20 protein-coding genes are annotated in these 19,739 nt (G+C 59.9%); 5 read left to right on the top strand and 15 right to left on the bottom strand.

The window, feature by feature from the left end:
* Positions 1–25 precede the first annotated feature (25 nt).
* Positions 26–772 carry an FAD-dependent thymidylate synthase gene (thyX, locus tag HMPREF1261_RS08075; RefSeq protein WP_023017334.1) on the bottom strand — a complete coding sequence of 249 codons (747 nt, stop codon included), beginning with the start codon at positions 770–772 and terminating at the stop codon, positions 26–28.
* Positions 773–776: 4 nt separating this feature from the next.
* Positions 777–1,523: a 4-hydroxy-tetrahydrodipicolinate reductase gene (dapB, locus tag HMPREF1261_RS08070; RefSeq protein ID WP_023030587.1), complete on the bottom strand. Its 747-nt coding sequence runs from the start codon at positions 1,521–1,523 to the stop codon at positions 777–779.
* A 124-nt stretch (positions 1,524–1,647) separates the two neighbouring features.
* On the opposite strand from dapB, the gene HMPREF1261_RS08065 reads away from it, so the two are divergent.
* A complete protein-coding gene (locus HMPREF1261_RS08065; RefSeq protein WP_023030586.1) occupies positions 1,648–2,037 on the top strand; it encodes a VOC family protein in 390 nt (129 codons plus the stop codon).
* A 117-nt stretch (positions 2,038–2,154) separates the two neighbouring features.
* Entirely contained in the window at positions 2,155–2,886 is a 732-nt protein-coding gene (locus HMPREF1261_RS08060; RefSeq protein WP_023030585.1) for an AMIN domain-containing protein, read from the top strand.
* 86 nt (positions 2,887–2,972) lie between these two features.
* Here HMPREF1261_RS08060 and HMPREF1261_RS08055 read toward each other — a convergent pair whose 3' ends face one another.
* The 4 genes from HMPREF1261_RS08055 to HMPREF1261_RS08040 all read right to left on the bottom strand — a co-directional run bounded on the left by HMPREF1261_RS08055 (position 2,973) and on the right by HMPREF1261_RS08040 (position 7,816).
* Positions 2,973–5,219 carry a polyribonucleotide nucleotidyltransferase gene (locus HMPREF1261_RS08055; RefSeq protein WP_023030584.1) on the bottom strand — a complete coding sequence of 749 codons (2,247 nt, stop codon included), beginning with the start codon at positions 5,217–5,219 and terminating at the stop codon, positions 2,973–2,975.
* Between the two features lie 213 nt (positions 5,220–5,432).
* Entirely contained in the window at positions 5,433–5,702 is a 270-nt protein-coding gene (gene rpsO, locus HMPREF1261_RS08050) for a 30S ribosomal protein S15 (RefSeq protein WP_005278802.1), read from the bottom strand.
* A gap of 149 nt (positions 5,703–5,851) precedes the next feature.
* Positions 5,852–6,793, bottom strand: coding sequence for a nucleoside hydrolase (locus HMPREF1261_RS08045; RefSeq protein WP_023030583.1), 942 nt, complete (start codon positions 6,791–6,793; stop codon positions 5,852–5,854).
* Complete coding sequence (locus HMPREF1261_RS08040; protein ID WP_023030582.1) at positions 6,794–7,816, bottom strand: bifunctional riboflavin kinase/FAD synthetase; 1,023 nt, start codon at positions 7,814–7,816, stop codon at positions 6,794–6,796.
* A gap of 23 nt (positions 7,817–7,839) precedes the next feature.
* On the opposite strand from HMPREF1261_RS08040, the gene truB reads away from it, so the two are divergent.
* Positions 7,840–8,733, top strand: a complete 894-nt coding sequence (truB, locus tag HMPREF1261_RS08035) for a tRNA pseudouridine(55) synthase TruB (protein WP_023030581.1) — start codon at positions 7,840–7,842, stop codon at positions 8,731–8,733.
* Positions 8,734–8,780: 47 nt separating this feature from the next.
* On the opposite strand, the gene HMPREF1261_RS08030 is transcribed toward truB, so the two are convergent.
* From HMPREF1261_RS08030 to rimP, 9 genes are all read right to left on the bottom strand, one after another.
* Positions 8,781–9,455 (bottom strand): 4'-phosphopantetheinyl transferase, encoded by a 675-nt coding sequence (locus tag HMPREF1261_RS08030; protein WP_023030580.1) that lies wholly within the window; start codon positions 9,453–9,455, stop codon positions 8,781–8,783.
* A complete protein-coding gene (locus tag HMPREF1261_RS08025) occupies positions 9,455–10,261 on the bottom strand; it encodes a metallophosphoesterase (RefSeq protein ID WP_023030579.1) in 807 nt (268 codons plus the stop codon). Before HMPREF1261_RS08025 ends, HMPREF1261_RS08030 begins: the two co-directional genes overlap by 1 nt.
* Before the next feature lie 76 nt (positions 10,262–10,337).
* A complete protein-coding gene (locus tag HMPREF1261_RS08020; protein ID WP_023030578.1) occupies positions 10,338–11,648 on the bottom strand; it encodes an MATE family efflux transporter in 1,311 nt (436 codons plus the stop codon).
* Positions 11,638–12,606 (bottom strand): bifunctional oligoribonuclease/PAP phosphatase NrnA, encoded by a 969-nt coding sequence (locus HMPREF1261_RS08015; RefSeq protein ID WP_023030577.1) that lies wholly within the window; start codon positions 12,604–12,606, stop codon positions 11,638–11,640. Before HMPREF1261_RS08015 ends, HMPREF1261_RS08020 begins: the two co-directional genes overlap by 11 nt.
* Entirely contained in the window at positions 12,607–13,050 is a 444-nt protein-coding gene (gene rbfA / locus HMPREF1261_RS08010; RefSeq protein WP_005278773.1) for a 30S ribosome-binding factor RbfA, read from the bottom strand.
* A gap of 221 nt (positions 13,051–13,271) precedes the next feature.
* Positions 13,272–16,142, bottom strand: a complete 2,871-nt coding sequence (gene infB, locus HMPREF1261_RS08005; protein ID WP_023030576.1) for a translation initiation factor IF-2 — start codon at positions 16,140–16,142, stop codon at positions 13,272–13,274.
* 107 nt (positions 16,143–16,249) lie between these two features.
* On the bottom strand, positions 16,250–16,612 hold the full coding sequence (locus HMPREF1261_RS12495) for a YlxR family protein (protein ID WP_023030575.1): 363 nt from the start codon (positions 16,610–16,612) through the stop codon (positions 16,250–16,252).
* An 84-nt stretch (positions 16,613–16,696) separates the two neighbouring features.
* Positions 16,697–17,713: a transcription termination factor NusA gene (nusA, locus tag HMPREF1261_RS08000; protein WP_023030574.1), complete on the bottom strand. Its 1,017-nt coding sequence runs from the start codon at positions 17,711–17,713 to the stop codon at positions 16,697–16,699.
* Positions 17,714–17,736: 23 nt separating this feature from the next.
* Entirely contained in the window at positions 17,737–18,276 is a 540-nt protein-coding gene (rimP, locus tag HMPREF1261_RS07995) for a ribosome maturation factor RimP (protein ID WP_034658273.1), read from the bottom strand.
* A 38-nt stretch (positions 18,277–18,314) separates the two neighbouring features.
* On the opposite strand from rimP, the gene HMPREF1261_RS07990 reads away from it, so the two are divergent.
* Positions 18,315–19,163 (top strand): DUF4439 domain-containing protein, encoded by an 849-nt coding sequence (locus HMPREF1261_RS07990; protein ID WP_023030573.1) that lies wholly within the window; start codon positions 18,315–18,317, stop codon positions 19,161–19,163.
* A 177-nt stretch (positions 19,164–19,340) separates the two neighbouring features.
* Positions 19,341–19,670, top strand: coding sequence for a transglycosylase family protein (locus HMPREF1261_RS07985; RefSeq protein ID WP_005278755.1), 330 nt, complete (start codon positions 19,341–19,343; stop codon positions 19,668–19,670).
* Positions 19,671–19,739: the final 69 nt, after the last annotated feature.

Here is a 19,739-nt window from a genome sequence, read left to right as displayed (position 1 = left end):
TTTGGCCGCATCGGGGTGGCGCGTGTTAAGCGTAAGGGCTTGCGGCCATCTGCGTTCCATCGGCCAACGTGGTGATATGGAAGTCATCGAAAAGCGCCGGTGCTTGGTCTTGCAAATGCTTCAAGCACTCTACCGCCACTTCGCGCAATTCCGTATCAGCGTGCTCGGCCGCCCGCGCCCCAATGAAGTGGCGCCACGCGCGGTAATTGCCGGTAACGACGAGCCTCGTTTCCGTCGCATTGGGCAAAACCGCGCGCGCCGCCTGCCGCGCCTGCTTCTTTCGCAGCAGCGCATTCGGCTCATCCAGCTTTTCTTCCAAGGCCTCGAGCAGCTCATCGTAGACAAAACGGGTGTCATCCACGGCCTGCATGACCAACCGGCGCAATTGTTCATCTTCTTCCACCAGCTTGGGCAGCGCTACGTGCATCTCATTGGGATGGACAAAGCGCTGGGATAGCTGCGAAAAGGAAAAGTGCCGGTGGCGCACCAATTCATGGCTGGCTGAACGCGAGAGCCCCGTGATGTACATCGTCGCCGTAGCGTGTTCCAATAGCGCCGTATGGCCTACCTCCATGATGTGGTGCAGGTAAGCGGAATTCGTCGCGGTCCGCGGGTTGGGCTTGTCAAAAGACTCATAACACGCCCGCCCCGCGAATTCGACGAGGGCCTCGCCATCGGTCGCCGTCTCATCGGCACGCCACTGCGTTCCCTGAGGCGGGTGAAACTCGGTGGCGGCAATGAGCTGGATATTTAGCTCACTCGCAGTGGCCATACCGTTACAGCCCCAGGTACTTGTCTAGCCCGACGACCAATCCCGGGTGCTGCGCAATCTCGCGCACACCGACCAAAACGCCGGGAGTAAAGGAGGAACGGTCGTAGGAATCCTGGCGGATGGTCAGAGATTGCCCCTGCGCACCGAAAATAACCTCTTCGTGGGCCACCATGCCGCGGGTACGCACGGCATGTACTGGGATTCCGTCTACATTCGCACCACGCGCGCCCTCGAGGGACTTTTCCGTCGCATCCGGCATCTCGCCCAATTCGGCATCGCGGCGCGCCTGAGCAATGGCCTCTGCGGTGTGGATGGCGGTACCGGAAGGCGCATCCAGCTTAGTGGGGTGGTGAAACTCCACGACCTCTGCGGTCTCGAAGAACTTCGCCGCCTGCTTGGCAAGCACCATGGTCATCACGGCAGAGATGGCGAAATTCGGTGCGATCAGCACGTTTCCAGCACCCTCTTGGCGGGTCCACTGCTCCACCTGGTCCAAGCGCTCTTTATCAAAGCCAGTGGTGCCCACCACGCAGTGAATGCCGTTCGCGATGCAAAACTCCAGGTTCCCCATCACTGAATCAGGCTGGGTGAAATCTACGATGACCTCTGCGTGATTATCAACCAATTGCTGCAGGTCATCCCCGCGGCTAATTTCCGCCACGAGCTCTAAGTCATCTTCGGCATTAACGCCTTCAACAATCGCCTTGCCGACGCGCCCTTGCGCTCCCAAGACTCCTACTCTGATCGCCATTGCGGGCCTCTCTTTCTTAACAACTTTGAGTTAAAACTTTGTTTCTTTCCCATCCTATCGCGCTCGCCCATCTGCGGCGGGCGGGCCTCCGAGCGGCAAAAATACCACTGTTAGACTGGGCGTCATGCAGATTTATATTGTGTCCGTTCCAGTAGATGACGTTGCTCGCGCCCACGATTTTTATGTCGATGTCCTAGGTTTCCGGGTAAAAGATGACGTCACGCACGGCGATTTCCGGTGGCTTACGGTCACAAACGCGGACGGCGATGGCAGCGTTGAATTGCTCCTTGAGCCCAAGGGCCACCCGGCCGCCAAAACGTACACCGAGGCGCTGAAGGCGGATAATATCCCGGTCACCCAATTCTTATCGCAGGATGTGGAGAAAGAATACGCCGAACTCAAGGACAAGGGCGTGGACTTTACCATGGAGCCCACCGACGTTGGCCCCTCCATAATCGCAGTCTTTGACGATACCGTGGGTAACCTCATCCAGCTTGTCCAGTTGAAGCGTTAGTCCACGCCTTCGCTACTTTCCCTTGTACAACAATTGCATCACTTCCCCAGTTGGGCCACTTGTGTACCGGTAGAATTGGAAGAGACAACAAGGTAGACAACCTAGGAAGTGGTCACAATGTCTCGATCTACTCTCACCCGCGTTATCGCTGCTGGTGCCGGTATAAGCTGCATGCTCTCGCTGGCTGCTTGCGCTAGCCCCAGCGATGACGAGGCCGCCGATGCCTCATTTGCCACGCAGCAGGAATCCACCAGCTCCACGGCGGAATCGACCACGTCTGCGGCAAAGAAATCAGAGCCTTCCACAACGAACATCGCCGATGACCCAACCAAGACGGTAGAAGACACTGCCCCGTTAAGCCACAATCAACAACAGGCGCAGGGCAATGATCCAAAACCTGCTTTCGGCGGCATGGGCACGCCCTCCCTCGAGGATCAGCGCCACCTTCCTCCTGGCCTGGGTGGCCTCGTTCCCACTGGGATTCGGGTAGCCGCGCATGATTCTTTTACCCGCGTGGTGATTGACCTCGAAGGTGACGGCGAAGCCGGGTGGTTTACCACTTATACTGATCAGCCGGCCCACCAAGCATCGGGGCTTCCGGTCGAGGTCAAAGGCACCACTTTCCTCAACCTTGGCATCGAGGGCACCCCGTGGCCATCAACACCAGAGTTAGAGCAAAGGTTCATGGATTCTGGCATCACCCCAGGTGCCGGTGTCGTGCAAGAGATCAACTACACCACCACCTTCGAGGCGCAAACGCAGTTGGTCATCGGGCTAAAGAAGCAAACGCCTTATTCCGTGACCTTCTTGCAGAACCCCAAACGCCTCGTGCTTGATTTCCAAAACTAAGTGATCACGGCGCAGGCATAGAAAATGGCCCTGTTTCCCACCATATCCGGGAAACAGGGCCACTGCTCTAAAGAGCGTCTGAGGGATTAGTCCTCTACTGGCACCAGGGAGATCTTGCCGCGGTTATCAATATCCGCGATTTCTACCTGTACCTTATCGCCAACGTTTACGACATCTTCGACCTTCTCGATGCGCTCGTCCCCACCCAGGTTGGAGATGTGGATCAATCCATCGCGGCCAGGGGTCAAGGATACGAAGGCGCCGAATGGAACGGTCTTGACTACCGTGCCGAGGAAGCGCTCGCCCACCTTGGGCAACTGCGGATTGGCAATGGAGTTAACCTTTTCAATCGCAGCGTCTGCGGCCTCACCGGTAACTGCAGAGATGTAGACCGTGCCGTCGTCCTCAATCGAGACATCAGCACCGGTATCTTCGGTGATCTGGTTGATGGTCTTGCCCTTAGGGCCGATGAGCTCACCGATCTTGTTGACCGGAATCTTCACCGAGGTGATCTTCGGGGCCAGGCCGGACATCTCATCTGGGGAATCGATGACCTCTGCCATGGTTTCCAGAATGGTGGCGCGGGCATCGCGGGCCTGCTCGAGCGCCTGAGCCAAGACCTTAGACGGAATGCCGTCCAGCTTCGTGTCCAGCTGCAGCGCAGTAATGAATTCGGAGGTACCCGCAACCTTGAAGTCCATGTCGCCGAAGGCATCTTCGGCACCCAGGATATCGGTCAGTGCGACGAACTTTTCCTTGCCCTTGACTTCACCGGAGACCAAGCCCATGGCGATGCCGGCTACCGGCGCCTTGAGCGGAACGCCCGCGTTGTAGAGGGACAGGGTGGATGCGCAGACTGAGCCCATGGAGGTGGAACCATTGGAGCCGAGTGCCTCAGAGACCTGGCGGATGGCATACGGGAAATCCTCGCGCGACGGGATGACCGGAAGCAGGGCGCGCTCGGCGAGCGCACCGTGGCCGATTTCGCGGCGCTTGGGCGAGCCCACGCGGCCGGTCTCACCGGTAGAAAATGGCGGGAAGTTGTAGTGGTGCATGTAACGCTTGGACTCGATAGGAGTAAGCGAGTCGATCTGCTGCTCCATCTTCAACATATCCAGGGTGGTGACACCGAGGATCTGCGTCTCGCCGCGCTCGAACAAGGAAGAACCGTGCGCGCGTGGAACCAAGTCAACTTCAACGGACAGGTCGCGGATATCGCTCAGCCCGCGGCCATCGATGCGGAAGCCGTCGGTCAAGATCTTGCGGCGCACGATCTTCTTCATGACCTCGTTATACGCAGCGCGAATCTGCTTGGAGGCCACTGCCTCTTCCAGGTCAGCAAACTGCGGCAGCAGGTCTTGTTCGACCTGTTCCATGTGCTCATTCGTAGCCTCGTCGCGCTCCTGCTTGCCCGGGATCGTCAGCAAGCTCTCCAGCTTCTTGGAAGCGGCCTTTTCCACGGCGGCGAAGACATCGTCTTCATACGCTGGGAAGAGCGGGAACTCCTGGGTCTCCTTGGCGGTGCGCTCTGCCAGGCCGTTCTGGGCCTCACACAGGGTCTTAATGAACGGCTTGGCTGCCTCGAGGCCCTCGGCGACGGCGGCTTCTTGCGGTGCCGGGGCGCCATCGGCAATGCGCTCAGCAACGTTGGTGCCGGCGCCAGCTTCCACCATCATGATGGCGACGTCTTCTTTACGGCCCTTAGTAACGATGCGGCCTGCGACCACCATTTCAAACAGCGCGCGCTCGTGCTGCTCGTGGTTCGGGAACGCCACCCATTGGCCTTCTGGGTGCTTGTCATCAGCGATGAGCGCCATGCGCACGCCGCCGACGGCGCCGGAGACCGGCAGGCCGGAAAGCTGGGTTGCTGCGGACGCGCCGTTGATGGCTACGACGTCGTAGTACTCTTCTGGGTCCTGCGACAGGACGGTGATGACCACCTGCACTTCATTGCGCAGGCCCTTGACAAAGGTGGGGCGCAGCGGGCGGTCGATGAGACGGCAGGCCAAGATGGCCTCGGTGGAGGGACGCCCCTCGCGGCGGAAGAAGGAACCGGGGATCTTGCCGGCTGCGTACATGCGCTCTTCCACGTCCACGGTAAGTGGGAAGAAGTCAAAGTTTTCGCGCGGCTGGTTCGAGGCAGTCGTGGTGGCCAGCAGCATCGTGTCATCGTCGAGGTACGTGGTTACGGAACCATCTGCCTGGCGGGCCAACTGGCCGGTTTCGAAACGTACCGTGCGGGTGCCAAAGTCCCCGTTGTCGAGGACAGCGATAGCTTCGGTAATACCGAATTCTTCATCGATATTGAACTCTACGGAGTTCTGAACGCTCATCTAGTAATTCTCCTTGAATGTTTTAGGCGATCGTCGGTGCCGCCTTTTCCACATTGTTTTTGACAACGGTGAAAATTCTAACAGAGATTCCGCACTTTTGAGCTACGGCAACCGCAATCGCCCCTGCTCCCTACAAGGATTAAGAGGGTATAAAACCACTAATTCCCCTTGCCGCAGGGCAAGGGGAAAAATTCGGCCGCAGCCGCGTCGCAATTAGCGGCGCAGGCCCAGGCGGGAAATCAGATCACGGTAACGATCCACGTTGTTTTCTGCCAAGTACTTCAGCAGGCCACGACGACGACCAACCATCAGCAGCAGACCACGACGGGAGTGGTGATCGTGCTTGTGGAACTTCAGGTGCTCCGTCAAAGTGTTGATGCGGGAGGTCAGCAGGGCAACCTGTGCCTCGGGGGAACCGGTGTCGGTCTCGTGCAGGCCGTACTCCTTGAGGATTTCGGCCTTCTTCTCAGTGGTCAATGCCATGAGTATTTCTCCTTTATTTCAGTCCACACTATTCTTCAACGCGCAGCGCCGCCGTGGCGAGCTCCGCGTGCCGCAACTGTCGTGAACCACAGTCGCTAAGCCAACTGGTCATCTTACAGCCAATTAGCGTGGCAAATCAAAACGCTGCACTACTTGGCGCCCACCGTGCGGAAAAGTTCTTCGAGGCGGTCTACAAATTCACTGACAAACCGCTCGTTGTCCACGCCCACGGCGACCTTCGCGGTCGGTTCCTGGCTCAGCCTAGTTTCGTCCGCGATGGTGCGCCCGCGGGTGGGGCCTTCCGTATCCGTTTTCATATTGGTTTCGATGACCTCTACCAACGACGGATCTGCGGCTACCGCCACGGCCAGCGGATCGTGCAGGCCGCAACCGCCCAGGTGAGGCGCCGTGGTGGCATAAGCGCGGATATAGTAATCCACCATATCGGCGAAAATCTCGCCCGCGGCCGTTCCTGTTGCCCGCCACCGCGCGGTTTCCTTTTCCGTCAAGAGGGTGCGCAGGGTGACATCAAGGCCCACCATGGTGACATCTTGGCTGTGGCGGAAGAGGTAATCCGTAGCATCCGGGTCCTGGGAAATATTGGCCTCAGCCCACGCGGATACGTTGCCGGGAACGGTCAGCGCCCCGCCCATCATGACGATGTGGGCGTTGGTGGCAAAGGTGGCATCGGCAAGCATGGCCTGGGCGATGGTCGTCGACGGACCGGTGGGGATAATGACCAGGTCATCGCCGTAATCGCGCACGGCCTGCAAGAGGAACTCCGTGGCCGACTGGGCGTCCTCGGTCTTATCGGACGAGGTAAGCGCGACCTCGCCCACGCCATTCTGGCCGTGGATGAAGGAGGAAATCTCGCTGGGCTGGAAACCGTCCGGGCTGGGGCCGGCAAAGACCGGGATATCGGGCCTATCCAGCAGCTCCAGCAGCGCCAGGGTATTGCGCACCGCCAGCGGCACCGTGACGTTGCCATAAGTACACGTCACACCGATGAGCTCAAGATCGGGGTGGGCCAAGGCATAAGCCAAGGCCAGGGCATCATCAATGCCGGTATCAAGATCGAGGATCGCCTTCATTTACTTCTCCTTTAAGAAATAGTCTTCGCTCTTGCAGCCTTGCGCGCGGGCATCGGCAGCCAGCACCGTGCGGGCGGCAGCGACGTCTTGGGCCATGGCCTCCAAAAGCTCATCGACGGAATGGAATTTCACCATATCGCGCAGGTGGCCCACGAATTTCACGGTTGCCTCATAGCCATATAGGTCGGCATCGCGGTCCAATACAAAGGACTCCACGGAGCGCTCTTCATCACCAAAGGTGGGATTCGTGCCGACGGAAATCGCCGCGGCATAGGCTACTTCGGGCTGCATGTCCCCGTCGAGGGGCGATTCGGAATGCACAATGAACCATCCCGCATACACCCCATCCGCGGGAATGGCTACGGTATCTGGGAAATACTGGTTGGCCGTGGGAAAGCCCAGCTCCTTGCCGCCGCGCCCCGCGCCGCGCACCACGGGACCGGTCACCGTAAAGTGCCGGCCAAGCGCCCAATTCGCCGATTCTATGGCGCCCCGGGACAGGCTCTGGCGAATATAGGTGGAACAAATCTGAACGCCGTCTTCATCCAGCAGCGGCATGATATCGACGCTGAATCCAAACTCCTCGCCCAGCTGCCGCATGGCTTCCGCGGTGCCGCTGGCCCCAGCGCCGAAGGTGAAGTTCTCCCCCACCACCACGTGCTGCGCATGGAGTTTTCCCACCAAGAGGTCGCGCACATAGGGCCGCGGCTCCACGCCCTCAAGCTCCTTGGTGAAGTCAATGACAAGCACCATCTCGATGCCCATTTCTTCCGCGAGCTCCAGCCTGCGCTCGAAGCTCACCACGGATAACGGGGCGCGCTCCGGCAAGAAAACCGAAACCGGGTGCGGGTCAAAGGTCACCATGACGGGGACCTGATTATTCGCCCGCGCATGCTCCACGCAGGCAGAAACGAGCTGCTGATGGCCGCGGTGCAAGCCATCGAAGACGCCAATGGTTACCGAGGTCGGCCCCACATCTGCGGGGATGTCATCGATTCCGTAACAAATATCCACAGAATCCATCGTAGAGCATAGACTTGTACCCTATGACTGATGCGCTCGCACATTCCGGACTTGTCATCGTTGATAAGCCTGCCGGCATGACCTCCCACGATGTTGTTAGCCGCCTACGCAGGTATTTTCACACCAAAAAGGTCGGCCACGCCGGCACCCTGGATCCCATGGCGACAGGGGTGCTGGTCCTCGGCATCGAACGCGGCACCAAATTCCTCGCGCACATGGTCGCCTCCACCAAGTCTTATTCAGCTACCATCCGCCTCGGCGCTTCTACCACCACCGATGATGCCGAGGGCGAATTTCGCTGGGGCAAGCCTGCGGCCGCACTGCACCGTTCCGCCATCGAGGCCGAAGTTGCCGCATTGACCGGCGAGATTATGCAAAAGCCCGCCGCGGTGTCCGCCATCAAGATCAAGGGCAAGAGGGCACACGAGTTGGTGCGCGAGGGCAAAGAGGTAGATATCCCCGCCCGCCCGGTCACCGTGCACAGCTTTGATATTCATGACCTGCGCGCCGAGGGCGATTTTATTGACCTCGATGTATCCGTGGAGTGTTCCTCCGGCACCTATATCCGCTCCTTGGCGCGCGATATGGGCGAGGCCCTAGGCGTCGGCGGGCATTTAACCGCCCTGCGCCGCACTACGGTGGGGCCCTTTGCGCTTGCCGATGCCCACATGCTCGACGATCTTGCCGAAAACCCCCGCCTATCCTTGAGCCTCGACGACGCGCTCAAGCGCAGTTTCCCCGTCCTGCCCGTCACCGAGGACGAGGCCGCCGCTTTAGCGATGGGCAAATGGTTAGAGCCGCGCGGGCTGTCCGGGGTTCATGCGGCGGTAGCCCCCAATGGCCAGGCCATCGCGCTCATTAAGGAGAAGGGCAAAAGGCTGGCCACGGTCTTTGTGGCGCGGCCGTCTACCCTCTAAGTCGGTGGCTGAGGGCATTGCTCGAGGAGATCTGAGCGGGTTTCTGTTCAGGCTGAAAAATCAAGGGCCGGAACCAGCGTAGAAACCACGACATAACCGCCCTCTAGAATCCACTTCCCGGTGATAAACGGCACTGGCGTGGGGCGGGCTAGGATATAGGAAATGAAGGTGCCATCCTCGCGGATATCGATCTCTGCTTGATCGAAATCCAGCCACCGATGCGTCATGGGAAACCACGCCTTATAGGTGGCCTCCTTGGCGCAAAACAGCAGGCGGTCTGGGCAGTGCACCCCAGCCTTTTCTAGGCGGGGCAGCTGCGGCATTTCCCCGGCCCGAGCGATCATGGTCAAGACGTGATCGGGCAGGCGCTGCGCCGGCTCCGCATCAAGGCCAATGGAGCGAAAATCCATGGTGGAGGCCACCACCGCTGCGCGCAGGCCCTCCGTATGCGTCATGGATCCAATGAATCCTTCGGGCCACAGCGGCATGCCCCGCTCCCCGCGCAGGATCGGGTTCGAGCCTGTAAAGCCCAGCTCGCGCAGGGCTTGGTGCGCACACCAGCGGGCATCGCCAAATTCGGATTTCCGGATATCAACCGCGTGCGAGACTATGGACTGTTCTTTGGGATCGAGGTGCTCATAGTTGAGCAGGTCGGACTCGCGGGCGTCCGTGCGCACATAGCAATAACGGGTAGTTTCTGGGAATAGGTCGGGATAAAGCATTAATTCACCTCCCCAAAGGTTGAGGTAACTGGGTATGGCCAGGCAATACGGTGCGGCTGGTTACGCCATTCGCGCGGGTAACCTAGGGAGACTTCGATATGGTCTACCCCATCCACATTCATCTTTGAGGGCGTGTGCAGGTGGCCGTAAATGACTGCCTCTGCCTTGTACCGCCGCGGCCACGAGCGCGTATGGCGCGAGCCGCTCCACAGGGCGATTTCCGGGAAGCGCAGCACCATCGTGGGCTCTTGCACCAGCGGCCAGTGGTTGATCAAGATGGTTGGGCCTTGCACTCGGGATAAACGCTTAATGGAATACGCCAAGCGGTCCCAACACCACGCGCGCACGTCTACAAAAGGGGCGATAGCTACCTCATCGGTCATGACAAGCTTTTTGGAGCGCGCCTGCTGCACCGCTTCTTCCACCGAGGTCCCCGGTGGGCGGAAGCTGTAGTCATACAGGGTAAAAAGCGGCACGATCGTTATTCCGTTAAAGACCGGGTAAGGGTCCTCCGGGGTGATAACTCCGATCTCCCGGCAGGCGGCAACCAGGTGATCGTATTTTTCGCGCCCCTTGTACTGGTCTTGGGAACGGGAAAACAGCTCGTGATTGCCCGGCGCCCAAATGACGGTGTCATAGCGTGCGGCCAAGTCCCGCAAGATGCGCACGATGAGCTCGCTGCGCTCTGCAACATCACCTGCCACAATGAGCCAGTCTGCGGGATCTGGTGGGGCTAGCTCTGCAATGCGCGCAAAGTTGTCACTGATCGCGCCGTGCAGGTCTGCTACTGCCCATAACGTTGGCATTGCCGCTCCCACCCGCCTTCCTCATTCATCTTCTAAAGTGCTGTTATTACTCGCTACAGCCACTGTAGCGCAGGTACTACTCTGCTATTACAGCCCATTTCATGGAATAGAAGCGGTAGACCACGCCTGTCAGGCGGAAGGAAATGAACGCGGCCAAGCCGCACCACACACCGGTAAGGCCCGTGCCCATGGCATGAGCGAGGAGCACGCCGGGCAAGAATCCCAAAAGTACTGAGGCAATGGTCAGGCTGCGCAGGAATGCCGCATCCCCTGCCCCCAGCAAGACACCGTCGAGGGCAAAGACCACGCCGCCGGCGATGACCATGCCAACGAGGATCCACCACGGTTGGCTCATGGCATCAATGACCTCCTGCGAGGAGGTAAAGACGCGCGGGATGACCCCGGCTCCTGCGGCGAAAACCAAGGCGAGGAAGGCCGAGAAGATGGTGGAATACATCACTACCTTGCTTCCCACGCTGCGCGCGTGGCGCGCCGAACCAGCGCCCAGGGCCGCGCCGGTCAAGGCCTGGGCGGCAATGGCCAGGGAGTCCAAAATCAGCGACATGAAATTCCACAGCTGCATCATGATTTGGTGGCCGCCCAAGGACGCAGTGCCCACGCGGGACACCACGGCCGTGGCGGTAAGGAAGGCCACCTGGAAGCTGGCGGAGCGCAAGATCAAATCGCGGCCCAAGATGAGCTGTTCGCGCACGATGTGCCAACGAAAGGCCCACGAGCCTTCGTGCTGTTTATACAGCTCGCGCACGAAGAGGCTCGCGATAATGCTCATTCCCATTACGGTGGCGATGGCAGAACCGGCAAGGCCCCACCAGTACACGAATGCAGGCACGGCAATGGCACCGGGAATCATTCCGGCGAGGGTGAAATAGAGCGGTTTCTTGGTATTTTGTACGCCGCGCATCCAGCCATTTCCGGCCATTTCCACGAGTGTTACGGGAATGGCCAGCGCGGCGATCCGCAGCCACAGCGCGGTGCCGGCCGCCGTGGTGGGATCTCCGGTAAGCCACTGGGCAAATACGCCGCCGAAGATCCACATAATAATGGCCAAAAGCCCGCCGACGCCTAAAGCCACATAGGTAGCTTGCACGCCTTCCGCTACGGCTTCGGCGCGCTTTCCGGCGCCAAACAGGCGGGACGAGCGAGCCGTGGTGCCGTAGGACAAGAAAGTCAGCTGCGTGGTCACCACGGTATGGATCGTGGTTGCCGCGGCGAGCGAAGCCAGTTCCTGGGCACCCAGGCGCCCCACCACTGCGGTATCGAGCAGGAGGTAGAGCGGCATCGCGGCCAGGACGCCAAGCGCAGGAAACGCGAGGCCAAAGACCTCGCGTGCGCTTACTGTCGTGGGAGTTGACTGCCTAGTGCTCATCGATGGCACTCACCAGCTCCGCAACGATGGCTTCTTCGCTTCCCTGTGTCATGTACCCGGCAGCCGGAACATGCCCGCCGCCGCCAAAAGTAGCCGCTAGGGCTGCGCAGTTGATCGCCGTCGAACGCAGCGATACCGCCCAAATCCCGGGCGACTGCTCCTTAAAGACCACGCCCAATTCCGTGCCCTCAAGGGCACGCACGAAATCCACCAGGGATTCCACTGCGGAGTCCGAATGACCTTCGATATCGGCTAGGCCCGCGATGAGGATACCTATGCCCAGCTCACCGGCATTTTCAATGCGCAGTCCCGCGAGCACGCGGCCGACCATCTGCAGATCATCAGGGGTCGTGGCATCGAGTAAGTCCGTGGCGATCTGCTTGGTGTCCAGGCCATAGTGCATCAAACGGGTGGCCACATCGTGCATGGCGGGCCTGCCCCACCGGAAACTACCCGTATCGGTCAAAAGGCCGGCGTACAGGCAATGCGCGATGGTGTTTTCTATCTGCACCGACAGCATGTCCAGGATGGTCAAGATGGCCACCGTGGTGGACTCGCACTCTGAATCAACTAAGTTCACGGAGCCAAATCCAGGATTGGATGAGTGGTGATCGATGCACAACACGCGCCCTGCCGCCGCCAGCTCGGCGATATCTGCGGAAAACAGTCCGGTGCGATCGATCGACCCACAATCCACGGTGACATAAAGGTCATAGCCCTGCGGGAGCTCCCGCATGACCTTGACCTGATCTGCGCCGGGAATGGAGTAAAGGTTAGGCGCAAAGTCCTTATCCTGGCCGATGACCGCGCAGGCATCCTTCCCGCTTTGCTGCATGGCTAAGAGCAGTGCCGTGGCCGAACCAATGGCATCGGCATCCGGGCGCAAGTGGGTGATAATACAGATGCTTTGCGCGCCGGAGATGGCATCGACTGCGTCCTGATATTCCTTGCGGGTCACTTAAGCCTCGTCTTCATCGGAGGTCTTATATGGGTTGGCCTCACCCGCGGGCTGGGCATTTTCCTTCAGCTTCGCTAGCTCTTCATCGCGGGCCCGAGCGCGCGCCAAAAGCTCTTCCATGTGCGCGGAGGCCTCTGGGACGGTATCGAGCTCAAACGTCAGGGTTGGGGTAAAGCGCACGGAGAGCTGATCGCCAACGATCTTGCGCAACTGCCCCTTCGCGCGCTTGAGTGCTTCCTCAGCCTGGTCATAATCGGGTTCTGCCTCGATATCGTGGCCGCGCACCGTGTAAAAGACGGTAGCGTCGTGCAAATCACCGGTGACGCGGGCATCGGTCACGGTGACCATCTCCAGGCGGCGATCCTTAATCTGCAGCTCAATCGCACTAGCCACGATTTCCTGAATTCGTTTTGCTAGCCGCGCCGCACGTGCGTGATCGACCATGAGAACCTCCAAGCTAAAGGGGAAAAATTTATTCCTAAATTACCGTGTCGCGGTATCAGAAACTACCAGTTTAGTAACTGACCGCACCCAATGGAAACCGCTTGAAAATCCCGCACGCGAAAACGCGAAACGGCCCGCGATACCTGCCTCACCTAATGGCCAAACTCCGTGGAGAAAGGCCCTCAAGGCGGGCACGTACAACGGGCCGTAACTAGCAGCGACTAGTCGCGCGGTACCTCGACTTCTTCATAAGCCTGGATGATATCGCCTACCTGGATATCCGGGTAGGACAGCACCATACCGCACTCATAGCCGGCCTTGATCTCGGTCGCGTCGTCCTTCTCGTGACGCAGGGACTCAATCTTGGCATCGGTAGTAATGACGTTGTTATCGCGGAGCAAGCGAACCTTGCCGTTGCGGACAACCTTGCCATCGGTGACCATACAGCCTGCGATGGTACCCACCGAGGAGGACTTGAACAGGGCGCGGATTTCGGCCGCACCGGTGTCGCGTTCCTCGTAAATCGGCTTGAGCATACCCTTGAGAGCGGCCTCGACTTCCTCGATGGCCTTGTAGATAACCGTGTAGTAACGGATATCCACGCCCTCTTGGGTGGCGATCTCCGTAGCCTTGCCTTCCGCGCGAACGTTGAAGGCAATGATGACGGCATCGGAAGCGGCGGCCAAGGAAATATTGGTCTCCGTTACGGCACCAACACCGCGGTCGATGATGTTGAGCTCGACTTCGTCCTCGGTCTTGATATCCAACAGGGCATCTTCCAGCGCCTCGACGGAGCCGGCATTGTCGCCCTTGAGGATGAGGTTGAGGGTCGAAGTCTCCTGCAATACCTTGTCCAGATCCTCCAGGGACACGCGCTTGCGCTGCTTTGCCTGCAAAGCAGAACGCTTACGAGCATCGCGCTGGTTGGCAATCTGGCGGGCAACGCGGTCATCATCGACCACGAGCAGGTTATCGCCAGCACCCGGCACGCCGGACAGGCCTTGTACCTGTACCGGGCGGGAAGGACCGGCTTCCTTAACGTCCTCGCCAAACTCATCGAGCATGCGGCGCACGCGACCATGCGCATCGCCTACCACGATGGAATCGCCGACGTGCAGCGTACCGCGCTGGACGATGACCGTAGCCACTGGGCCGCGACCGCGGTCCAAGTGGGCCTCGATGGCCACGCCCTGGGCATCCATCTCTGGGTTAGCCGTGAGCTCGAGGGCGGCATCGGCAGTCAGGATGACAGACTCCAGCAGCTGGTCGATGTTCTGGCCCTGCTTAGCAGAGATATCCACGAACATCGTGTCGCCACCATACTCTTCTGGCACCAAGCCGTACTCCGTGAGCTGGCCACGGATCTTTTCCGGCTGGGCCTCCGGCTTATCCACCTTGTTCACGGCCACGACAACCGGGATATCGGCAGCCTTGGCGTGGTTGATGGCCTCAACCGTCTGTGGCATGACGCCGTCATCGGCGGCGACAACCAAGATGGCCAAGTCGGTGGACTTCGCACCGCGGGCACGCATGGCGGTAAATGCCTCGTGACCAGGGGTATCCAGGAAGGTAATGGTGCGCTCGCCATCCACGTCAACCGTGGTCTGGTAAGCACCAATTCCCTGGGTAATACCGCCGGCCTCGCCGGCTGCCTCATTGGTCTTACGGATGGTATCCAACAGGCGGGTCTTACCGTGGTCAACGTGGCCCATGACGGAGACAACTGGAGGGCGGTGTTCGAGGGCTTCTTCGCCGCCTTCGTCCTCGCCGAATTGCAGGTCGAAGGACTCGAGCAGCTCGCGGTCCTCGTCTTCTGGGGAGACGACCTCTACCTTGTAGTTGATCTCGTCACCGAGCAGCTGCAGCGTATCTTCCGATACGGATGCGGTTGCGGTGACCATTTCACCAAGGTTGAACAGTGCCTGCACCAATGCTGCTGGATCGGCACCGATCTTCTCCGCGAAGTCAGACAGCGAAGCGCCGCGGCGCAGGCGGACGGTCTGTCCCTTGCCATCTGGCAAGCGGACGCCGCCTACGACGTGCTTCTGCTGCTCTTCAAACTCATGGCGCTTTTGCCGCTTCGACTTCTTGCCCTTGCGTGGTGCGCCACCTGGACGGCCGAATGCGCCGGCGGTACCGCCGCGACGCCCACCGCGTCCACCGCGGAAGCCGCCGGGACGACCGCCGCCTGGGCCACCTGGGCCTCCTGGTCCGCCGTGGCCACCGCGACCGCGGCCACCGCGTCCGCCACCGCTCGGTGCCTTGGACGGCATCGAGGCTGGGTTCGGATGCGAAGGCATCATGGCAGGCGATGGACGACGTCCGCCGCCGCCACCCTGGCCTTGGTTCTGATCCTGGCCCTGACGGTTATTACCGCCTTCGTTGCGGCCGCCGCGCTTTCCACCGCGGTTATCGCCGGGGCGGTTGCCGCGCTGGCCCTTAGAGCCACCGGGGCGTGGGCCTGGGCGGTTGTCCCCGCCACCGGTGGAAAATGGGTTATTGGCCACGCGGCGGGATCCGCCGGGCTTAGGCATCGGTCGCGGCATGGCGTTGCCTGGGGTCGGGCGCTCGCCCGACTTCTTGGCATCGCCTTGGCCCGCGTTCTGGCCTGGCTTAGGTGCACCTTGGCCTGGCTTCGGCGCCGGCTTTCCAGCGGCAGCGCCTGGCTTTGGTGCTGCCTGACCTGGCTTGGGGGCAGCCTTAGCAGAGCCTGCGCCTGGCTTTGGCGCGGCTTCGGATGGCTTCGGTGCCTGTGCACCTGGCTTAGGGGCGCCGGGCTTCGGCGCAGCGGATTTCGCGCCGCCCTGTGCACCTTGACCTGGCTTTGGCGCAGGCGATGCCGGCTTCTTGGCGTTGCCCTGGCCGGGCTTAGCGGGCTTGGCAGCCTTCTCAGCCTTGTCTGCCTTGCCTTCGGTGGCATCGCCACCGGACTGTGCTTCATAGTGAGCACGCATCTTCTTGACCACCGGTGGTTCGATGGTCGAGGATGCGGTTTTAACGAACTCGCCTTGTTCCTTCAGGGTGGCGAGCAGTTCCTTGCTGGTTACTCCGAGCTGTTTTGCCAACTCGTGAACACGTAGCTTTCCGGGCACTTGTCTCCTCTTGGTATCGCCTAGGAGCCAAGGCCGCGAAAAACTGGCCTGACTCCTAGTTAAACGTTCTGGACTTTCATCGCTGATGCTTCATCGTTGTGCGCTCATCAGTGTTCGGTCTTCCTTTTTAACTCTGGTGTGTACGAATCTTGTGCAGGTTGTTCCGCACACGGTACTTTTTCGCCCTGTACATTTTCGCACTGTGCTTCCAAGTACCTACGTACCTGACCTGTGTCCACGGATGCGGACGTGCGGAGCGCGCGCTTGAAAGCATGTTTGCGCTCAGCTAGCTCGAGTGCAGAAAGCGTGGGGCTTATCCATGCGCCGCGGCCGGGAAGCCGCCGGAATGGATCCGCCACCGCACGGCTGCCGTGGGGATCATTGGAATCAATGACCACCCGCAGCAACTCCGTATCGGGCATGCGTTGACGCGTAGCGATGCAAGTACGAAGCCGTTGAGTCTGCGACATCGAACTCCTTAACTTTCGCTGCGTCTCCATGTCCCTTTCTGCATCTGGGCCGTTTACTAGCCTACGCTATATATCCGCAATTCCTTAATTCGCGTCCGCGTCTGAATGAATATCGATCTTCCATCCGGTCAATCGGGCGGCGAGCCGCGCATTCTGGCCTTCCTTACCAATGGCAAGGGATAGCTGATAGTCAGGGACGATGACTCGCGCCACCTGCTCCTCGCTATCGAGCACCGTCACCTTGATCACCTTTGAAGGGGCCAAAGCATTACCCACGTATACGGTGGGATTCTCGCTGTAATCGATGATGTCGATCTTTTCCCCACCCAGCTGGCGCATGATGTTATTCACGCGCTGGCCGCGCGGGCCGATGCACGCGCCCTTGGCGTTCAGGCCCTTTGCGTGACCGATGACGGCGACCTTCGAGCGGTGCCCAGCTTCGCGGGCGATGGCGATCATTTCCACGCTGCCATCCGCAACTTCCGGAACTTCCAGTTCGAAAAGCCCACGCACCAGCTCCGGGTGGGTCCTGGACAGGTTGATCTGCACATTGGCGCCATTGCGGTTTACCCCCACCACATAAGCCTTGATGCGGTCACCGTGCTGCAGTTTCTCACCTGGGATCTGTTCTGCGGGAAGCAGGATGCCGTCCTGCGATTCCAGTTCAGAGCCGAGCTGGACCACGACGATGCCGCGGGCATTGGCATGCGCATCGCGCTGGACGATGCCACTGACAACGCGCCCGCTAAGCTCCGAATAGGAATCAAAGGTGCGCTCGGCTTCGGCTTCGCGCAGCTTGCGCAAAATGGCTTCGCGTACGGCGCGTGCACCCACGCGGCCAAAGTTATCCGGGGTGTCATCGTACTCACTGGTTACTTCCCCGGTTTCGGGGTCGCGCTCAGTAACGATGACGCTGACGGCACCGGTGGTGGTATCGATGTCTACCCGGGACTTAGTGCCTTCGGCCTTACCCTCCGCGGTGGATTCGCGGTAATCCAGGTAGGAATACAACAAGGCACTCGCAATCGCCTCCAACAGGTCATTGACGGGGACCTGTCGTTCGGATTCGATGGTGCGAAGCGCCTCAAGATCAATATTCACTTGTCTGTCCTCTCGATTGCCGGTTAGCTCTCGGCTTCTGCAAATGGCTGGTGCACGGCGTCTAGCTCACGTTGTGATGGCTGTGCAAATTCAATTTCTACCACTGCGTGGGCAATGTTTTCCAATCGCTCCACTTCTGTATGCACCTCGTTTTTCTCAGAGGTGATAAGGACAACGGCATCTTCGGCCGCGTTGAGCGCACCGATGCGCGCGGTATGGCTCTTGTCATCGCCGCGATTAAAGGTCACCTTCCGCCCCTGATTGCGGCGCCAGTGGCGCGGTGCGGTCAGCGGCAGATCCACGCCTGGGGTGGAGACCTCCAAGGTATATCCGGCGCCAAAATTCAGCTCACCCGTTTCCTCTTTCTCATCGAAGAAGGCCGAAATATCGTCGGAGACCTCTTCCAAGACATCGGAGCTAGGCCGCTTATCACCATCGATGCGGATGATGACCTGTGATTTCTTTCCCGCCTTGGTGGTTTTAATATCCTCCACGTCGAGCCCGCGGGCTGCAAGGCGAGGTTGGAGCAAATCAGTTAATTGTTGTGCATCTGGGAAAGCCATGCCCACTAGCCTACGTCCTTCGAGGTACAGTCTTTTGGGTGAACCGCCGACGTATTGCTTTAACCTGTGTAGCCTCGACTGCCACCCTGCCCGCGCTTGCGGGTTGTTCCGCAGTCGATTCCGTCGTCGACTATTTTGGCCCGCGCCCAGAAGACGCACTCGAGCGCCTCGCCGTGGCCGCCGCGAGCGATGGCCTCGCCCTCCAAGGTGTCGACGATGAAGCCGCGGATATGCGCAGCTCCCAGGCCGATGCGCTGTTTGCGGAAATTGCGCGCCTCTGCGGCACCGATGACCAAGGCAATGTCCCGCACAGCTGTGAGGTGGAACGGCCCACGCAGGCGACACCGGCCACAGATTCCTCCCAGGTGCTAGAGGAGGCCGCCTCGGCCACCATGGAAGCCGCCGATGAAGTTAGCTCTGAGTCCCGGCCCATAGTCACCCAACAGGCCATCACGCTCAATGCCTGGCTGCCTGGCGATGCCCCCGATATCCCCACGCTTTCCCAACCCCAGCGCGAAAGCGCCACCGATTTGCTGCAGTGGGAATATGAGCAGGTCTTTGGGCTGGATTTCGCGCGGGCCTATAGCGATCCTGCTGCCGAGGGGCGCATCGATAAGCTCTTAAGCCTCCATCACCACCGCATCGACCAACTGCAAGAGGCGCTGAGCCAAAACGGCGAGGTTCCACAGCCAGAGCCTGCCTATTCCTCCGGTGGAACAACGCTTCCCAGCGATGCGGATTCCGCTGCCTCATTCCTGGATACCTTGATGGAGCAGGACGCGGATAAGTGGCACGCGGCCGCAGTGGCCGCAGCGCAACAGGAAAGCCCAAACCAGGAGTGGCTGAACTGGCTTATCGGCATCGCCGCCGAATCCCAGGCCGCATAGCACCCAGCATTGCCTGATACCCCCAGCCTGAAGATTCACTGGTCGGCGGGCAGTGAAAAATCAGCGAGTTATAGGCCGATATTCATTGCTAATGCCTCCGGACCCTACGTATTTTGGTGGATTACGTGCTTGTTGGAGATTCCACGAGCCAAAACAATGAGAAGGAGTGCTTTCTCAATGCGTACTAAGAAGACCTTGCTCACTATGGCCGCAGCTACGTTGGGCATCGCGGGCATTGCCGCCCCTGCCGCCAACGCCGCCCCGGAAAGCGCGTGGGACCAGGTCGCCGCGTGCGAATCCGGCGGTGACTGGCACATCAACACCGGCAACGGCTACCACGGCGGACTGCAGTTCTCGCAGCAAACCTGGGCCGGTAGCGGCGGCACCCAGTACGCGCCCACCGCTGACCAAGCCACCAAGGAACAGCAGATTGAAATCGCTGAAAACGTCCTTGCCACCCAGGGAGCTGGCGCATGGCCTAATTGCGGCGGCCCCGTAGCCGGCTAATCGGCTTCCTTATACAGCGGTAGCGTGATGCCGCCTTTAGCGCAGCATCGCGCAAGCAACCGACTCCCC

It is taken from the genome of Corynebacterium sp. KPL1818 (assembly GCF_000478135.1).
Taxonomy (GTDB): Bacteria; Actinomycetota; Actinomycetes; order Mycobacteriales; family Mycobacteriaceae; genus Corynebacterium; species Corynebacterium accolens.
Note: the sequence above shows the minus strand (reverse complement) of the source record. Positions and strands in the feature narration are given on the sequence as shown.